This is a genomic window from Neochlamydia sp. TUME1, from assembly GCF_000813645.1.
Taxonomy (GTDB): domain Bacteria; phylum Chlamydiota; class Chlamydiia; order Chlamydiales; family Parachlamydiaceae; genus Neochlamydia.
Genome location: NZ_JRXI01000130.1, coordinates 1 through 6,929 on the forward strand (window position 1 = coordinate 1; position 6,929 = coordinate 6,929).

General features: G+C 34.9%; 3 protein-coding genes. 1 reads left to right on the forward strand and 2 read right to left on the reverse strand.

The genetic code is table 11. From position 1 onward, the window contains the following. Positions 1 to 23 precede the first annotated feature (23 nt). Entirely contained in the window at positions 24 to 4,058 is a 4,035-nt protein-coding gene (locus tag DB41_RS05990; protein ID WP_039385442.1) for a hypothetical protein, read from the reverse strand. A 214-nt stretch (positions 4,059 to 4,272) separates the two neighbouring features. Further along, on the reverse strand, positions 4,273 to 6,027 hold the full coding sequence (locus DB41_RS05995; protein WP_039385444.1) for a hypothetical protein: 1,755 nt from the start codon (positions 6,025 to 6,027) through the stop codon (positions 4,273 to 4,275). 591 nt (positions 6,028 to 6,618) lie between these two features. On the opposite strand from DB41_RS05995, the gene DB41_RS06000 reads away from it, so the two are divergent. Continuing rightward, positions 6,619 to 6,906 carry a transposase family protein gene (locus DB41_RS06000; RefSeq protein WP_039385446.1) on the forward strand — a complete coding sequence of 96 codons (288 nt, stop codon included), beginning with the start codon at positions 6,619 to 6,621 and terminating at the stop codon, positions 6,904 to 6,906. Positions 6,907 to 6,929: the final 23 nt, after the last annotated feature.

Below are 6,929 nucleotides of genomic sequence, written 5' to 3' on the forward strand. Positions count from 1 at the left end.
ACAAATAATTTTTTACCAAAAGTCTATACGAATCCATCTATATATACTTGCCAATGAATTTCAGAGGGATTACACAATTTAACCCACATTCTCTCATTAGTATCGGCATTATTACTATAAAACTCTCCTGTGGGCATTCGAATATCTAATCGAATTTTCCATTTATTAGCCAAGCATCCCAATTCATCAGCAGATAGCATAGGTGCCTTTTCGCGGACATATTGACAATAATTTTCGAAAATATTTTTCCATTGTCCTTGTATCTGACTAAGCACAAAAAAGTAGGTAATATTTTGATTTATAATATCTATGGCAGCGTTTACAACTTTATCACCTTGGCTGTTAAACTGTGTAGACTTTAATATACCAAATAATTTTAACGTTGATATAAATTTTTCTGTATGGGTATTTTGCTTACTTGAAAATCTTGTCAGTAATGTTTCTAAGTATTTAGTACCTTTGTGACCCAGCAGTTGAAGTAAATCAGCATTTTTGTGTCTTACTTCCACCCAGGCTGCGGCATATAACTTATAAATTATAATGTAAGATTTTACTTGGTCCGGTTCATCTTTACAATACTGAGAAAGCAGCTCTGAAAAGAAGTTTTCTGTGATTTCTCCAACACCCTCCTCTAACTTTTTATGGATTTTTGCACGTATCACGCTAATATCATCAACTTCTATTTCAATTCCCTCAATTTCTTTCAATATTTCATTCAATTCTTCCTGTTCGATAACTAAGCGATATTGAAGATATTCATTTTTTAATTTAGCTAAAATTGACTCGTTACTTATAGTAAAAGCTTCCATATCTATTGGAAGGCGATATCCTTGGATGTAGTCTAAGCAACAAGAAATGAAGCTTTCTTGCCGAAGGCTTTTATATTCATTGCTCACCTTAAAAGCTTTAATTAACTCCTCTCTTAATTGGGTATCTATGCTTTTAATTTTTTCGGTTGCATGGTAATTTGTATTTTTTAGCAACTTACCATCTAGGTCAAATATGAAGGGGGGAATTTCTTCTGTAAATTTTTTACTGTTGCCTACCGCATGAGCTAATTTTACTCCTAGAGCCAATGCAAACAATCCACAACTATTTCCGAAACCAGATACATCAATAATTTGTCCTTCCATTCCATCTGACCAACCTACGCTTTGTGTTAATTTTACAGGATTAAATAGCTTTTTCTTTGCTAAACGCGTCCTTGGGAATGTTGAAGATGGTTTTACTAATAGTGCTTTTTGCATCTCTTTCTTATGCTCAATAAGCCAGTTTCTAGATTTCTTTGAGGCGATTGAATATTCAAGCCCCCTTTGTGCTTGGCTACCTAAATTTATAAGATGAGTTAAAAGAGATGGACCAAAAGGAAGCTTTAGAGGTAAGTAAAACGATAAAGGAGAATTAACAGATAAATCTTCTTTTAAAGGATGTCTTTTTACTTTATCGCTTGCAAATGCTAATCTGAGCATTTCTTGTATTTCTAGATTTATAGCATATTCAGATTCTGGCTTATCGGTAAAAAAAACCGAAACTGCCTTTTCTGTGTGTTGAAGCATCAGCCTAGTTTGCTCGCCTACTTTGCTTCCATTTATCTGAATTTCTATTATATTTGGATAATTTTTAATTATTTTTAAAAGCTCTACAAGCTCCGAGTTCGGCTGTATCGCCCCTGTTTGAACTTGATTTTTTTTCTCCCTGCAAATTTCATCCTCAAATTGAAGATGGCAAAATTTTAATTTAGTCAGTTGAGGATGTATAGAAAGAAAGTCGGCAATCAGATCTAGCTTTTCAGGAGTTAAGACTTTACCCCATATTTTAGAAAAAATTTCTAACTCTGAACAATGCAGAGCCCTGCGATTAAAATTACTTTCCAGATAGTACCATATACTTAACAGCTCCTTTCCGTAGGAAAGTCGTACATTAACTCGTTCTTTGGCTTTTTGCACATAATTTTGATACTCTTTTAATAAATGAAGAATAGGTAAACGGTTTTCAAGGGCTTTATTCTTCTGCGCTAAGTAGGTATACATGCCCTCTTTGTCTTTAAATCGAAGTTTAAACTTAAGAGTTTCATCATCTTGTAAGTCAGAAGCAAAAACCAGCTCGAGAAAAGTTTGTAAAATTAAAGCACTAGCATTTAGCTTCTCTAAAGTAAACCCTCCTTTTAAAGCTAATAAGATGGCTGGATCGTGTTGTTGATATTTGCTTGGAAAAGTATCGTTTATTTTTTTAGTCGTCATTTTTTTTTCTATTACTTGATAATTCCCCTTAGTCGTTACCTCAGTAATAAGCTTGCCGAGAATACTTAAATAATGGTCAAAAAGTCCCTCGAATAACCTATTTGAAAGACAGACCGTATAGATAATTGCCTGCAAGTCCTGGCCTACTTTTAAGATATCCTTAAGAGTTTTTAAGCGATGCTTTTTAGAGTTTTGAGCTTTCCTAGCTACTTCTTTCAATTTATCATTATAAATTAAGCGCATGAAGTTCTGAAAGCCATCTGCCCACATAGTAAAATTGGTAGGCTGCCAATTTTCTATAGGACAGCATCCGATCCTGATAGCGTATTGATAGAGATAGCCGATATTACAATCCCAACCTCTAGGTAAGGCAAAGAGAATCTTCTGCTGATTTTTTATATCATCGATGCTTTTTACCTCACTAAAGTCATCAGCATAATGACCTATTGCAATTTTACTAGTAGATTTTTGAATAGCCCATCGTGCTGTATCAAAGTAAATTTGTTTATATTCTTTAGCGGTAAGGGCTCCAAAATAGCGTAGATACTTTTCTATTTTAAATTTGGCATCATTGAAACGTTCTGCATTAAGCTCCTTGAACATTTCATAACTTTCCTTAGCAAAAAGTTGCTTTTGTAAGACCGTACATTTTACTTGGTATTCTTCAAGCGAGTTGAATCGCTTATATTCCGGAAATTCCTGCAAATAAAGCGTTTGCCAAACTTTATATATTTGCAAATCATTAATACCTACTTCAAATAAGCGCAAAGGGTGTAAAGGGGCAAGAGCAAGAGGACTTAATTTGCTTACTTGTAAGAAATCAAGTATACGAGGAGACTCATTTAAACTATCCCACACGCAAGGTAGTAGAGAAGAATCTAGGTGATTGGCATAAGAGGTAGGGTCCAAAGTAGAGTAAGTCTTAAGTTGTTCTTTAATTGCCTTTTGATTAAGTAGTGTCTCGAAAGGGCTCCCTTTAACGCTTTTTCCTGTTAGCAGTAAAAAAGCTCTAAGAAGTTTTACATGCATATCCAACCGCTGCAATGATTTTTCAAAATTTTGCTGATCAATAGAGCCGGTATTTTCTAATAATCCTGTAGCTATCCTTTGTCTATGTAGAAAGAAAAATTTTTTAATATTATCTTTCAGTTCACTTTCCTTTCTGGTGTGTAATTTTTTTTTCTTCTTCAAAGTAATTGTTCGGCTATCAGAATTTTCCCAATAATTTTCGATAAAGTCTAATAAATGGTTGCCATATTTTTCTTTTTGTCCGTGATCTTTGAATTTATGCATGCAAGGTTTGCGTCCATCTAATTCCATTTCCCCAAAATGTTTTGCTTCTACATTGATACCTTCCAATCCATTCCAATCTCCTTGAAAAGTTACTGTCTGCAGTAATTCTTGTTTACCAGCTTGATTCACCTGATGAATGGCAATAGCCATTTGCCAATGTGGATTTGGGTTCATATGGTGAGCGGATATAGGAGGATCTAGGACTAAAATAGAACCCTCCTCATTTTTACATACATTGTTACCTTTTAGCCATCCTTTCCCACCCCGCCTAGGTACAAGAATTATATTAGAGACTTTTACACCTTTAATGGATTTAGCTTGGCAAGCTCTGAAAGATATAATTCTTAGAAATTCTGCACAAATATATGGAGAAGAAAGTTTGACAAATTTATAAATGTTTTTCTTATCTTTTAAATCAATCTTTTTTAAAGCCAAAGTTTTTTTTTCAAAGTATACTTCATGCATCTTTGCTATTGTCTTCTCAACACGTCCCTTTTCAAGAAGCTCTTCATGCTCAGCATTCATTCCATATGGAGGACACGTTTCCCCGGAATTGTCGCATGGTTCAATACTTCCTTCTACATGATTGATGTTCCCTAAATTGATGTTCCCTGATGTAAATTGATTAATAAATTCTTCAATTTGCGCAGAAGTATATAAAAAATCAATTATTGGAATCGTAAGATTAGGGTTTTCTCTCTTTCTATGCTCATCCGTGCATTCTTTTAAAAATTTTTGATTATAGGATTGAGAGTAAGCAAGGACAGATTTTTTTTACAGCCTCCAAGCTATCATAATAATCTTTAATTAAAACTTCCCAAAAAACAGAATTATCTTGAATTTCCAGGATCATTTTTTTGCCATTCTGGCCGATGTGTAGAACGGATTCTAATAATCTATTGTCTAAATCGGGATCAAAGTTGATAAACATTTTTTTCAACGCTAAATATTTATCTATTGCTCGATACCATATCCAAGGATTCACAATCTTATTAAATGAAGCCGTTGATTCTGCTGCTTGGTTTCTTTTTTCAACAGCATAATAAGCTAAAAATCCTATCAATGAATTTAATTTATGAGGAACACTTTCAAAATCTAAATACTCGTTGATATGATTAGGTAAACGCTGATCTGCTTCAAGGCTTCCATCGTTACTCCAGATATTCCAAAAACCTTCTCCAGTAAGAATGGGATTTGCAGCATGAGCTTTAGCCCAATTTACAAGAGACTCCATTAAAACGGGAATACGCTTCCTGGCTTTAATGCTCACCACCCCTTGAAGAGAATTATCTGCTGAACTGCACAAATCGGTGAATCCAAACAACAATTGATCTTGCACATTTTGAGAAGTTTGTTTGAATAGCAAATTAATGCTAGATTGCAAAGCTTGGATTGAGCTTCCAAGCTCCACACGCACCTCGCTATTTAGTAGTAGTTGTTGATGTTTTAGCTGTTGGAAGCCTTCTTTAATCGCATCTAAAATAACTTTTTGTCCTTCAAAAACATGTTTAAATTGCTTATTCATGGACTTATGTAAATCCCCTAGCTGCTCAGATAAAGACCCTAATTTTTCCAGGACAAGCTGCGTGGGGTCGGGCCCTCCGCTCATAAACAAGCTAATAAAAGCCAGGGCGGCACCTCCAATCATTCCTACCGGGCCTAAGACGGCGCTAGGTCCTAACACGCTCAGCGCTGCGCTACTCAAATTGCTTAATTGATCTACAGCGGTAAAAATAGAAAAAACTGTTTTAGCTCCCTGGGCTGCTGTTTGTAATTCCTTACACCCTGTCATTCCACCTAATTGGTCTAAAAAATCGATAGCTTGGTTATAATTTTGTAACTGCTGTTTCTGGACAGCTTGCTGTTTTTCAGCTTTCATCCAACTATGTACTTCTTCAACACTACTGTGCAACTGTTGCATGACTTGATTACTTTGTGTTAAGCTATTATCAAGTAGAAGCTGTACTTCCTCTTTAGAAATTCCTAATTCCTGACAAGTAATGTTTATTTGTAAATGTAATCCTTCGGATGTTATAGTAGATTCAGAAGATGGGGAGCATGGAGGACAAGGAGATGCAGTGTCTTCAGGATAGTCAATAGTTTTTTTTGGATCAGGGAACGTCTGAAACTTAGTAGCACTTTTTGCTGCTTCTATGAATTTTTTACTCCTTGTTGTGATAGCACCTTTTACTAAAGGAGAGGTGCCGGGCATTACTTTATCAGCTAATTTACTAATAGGTTGAAATAATGTATCAACCACACTACTTATTCGCGCTTCAAGAACAGCATTTTTTACCTCTTCTGCTACTTGCATAGGCTTCAAACTGTTTTTAAATGCTTCATATGTTTTAGCTCGACTTTCTTGCTGTTTTATTTGATAATCCTCTAAGCTCTTGGTTACCTGGTTGGAATCGAGAGAGACTTTAATAGTCTCTGAACTTGCAGAAGAAGGATGCACTGTTTTAGACGACGAAGGTGCAGTTACATTATTCATAGTAAATATCCTCTTAAATAAGTTTAAACAACGATATCTTCAATTTGCTTGCTTGTTTAGTAAATTGTATGCTTTTTTGGTAAGTTAGATGTGAATTTTCTTGCACTTGTAGTTGATTATTCTCTATCCATATGCCAACTTGGCAAAGTTTGAAAACTATTACAACAGAAGAAGGTAAAAAGCCGAAGGAAAAGCTTTGAGCACTGACTAGTAAAAATAAGCTTGTTTTATACATAAAAACCGTGTCAACTTATCTCAATAACAACTTATCCACCACGAAAGCATTTATTTACAACAGAAACTTCCGAAATTACTTTTATCAATACTATTATCAAGCACTTAGGTCTGAATCATGAGCAAACAAGATTGGGATCGGCGCAAGTAGGCATGGGGAAGTATCAATTAATTTCCTAGCAAGTAAAATAATTCGTAAACTTTATATTTGCTTAATCATCTATTAAATAGTACTACTTCGTTAGGTTTAAGAGGTATCAATAAATAGCCTTTTAGATCAGGGTGTTTTGATGAGAAAGATTTGACAAATGATACATAAATCTAGAATTATCTTCTTTCTAAAAGAAGGAGGTAACAATGCCCAGAAGGAAAGCCATTGATAAAAATTTTGTTGATTTGCAAGAAGAGATTGATTTAGAGAGATTTAGAGAAATGGTAAGATCTAACTTTGCAGATTTTCCAGATCCTCGCATAAGCAAGCGATGTATTTATCCTATAGGGTATTTGTTTTTGATTACACTTTCTGGATATCTAGCAGGATGTAATACCGTGGCTGAGATTGCTCATTTTGCAGAAATAAGGGCCAGCTGGTTTGCTGATCTAATAGGATTAAAGGTAGCTGCACCCTCTTATGATACCCTCTGATGGTTTCTTGCTAGGGTCCATCT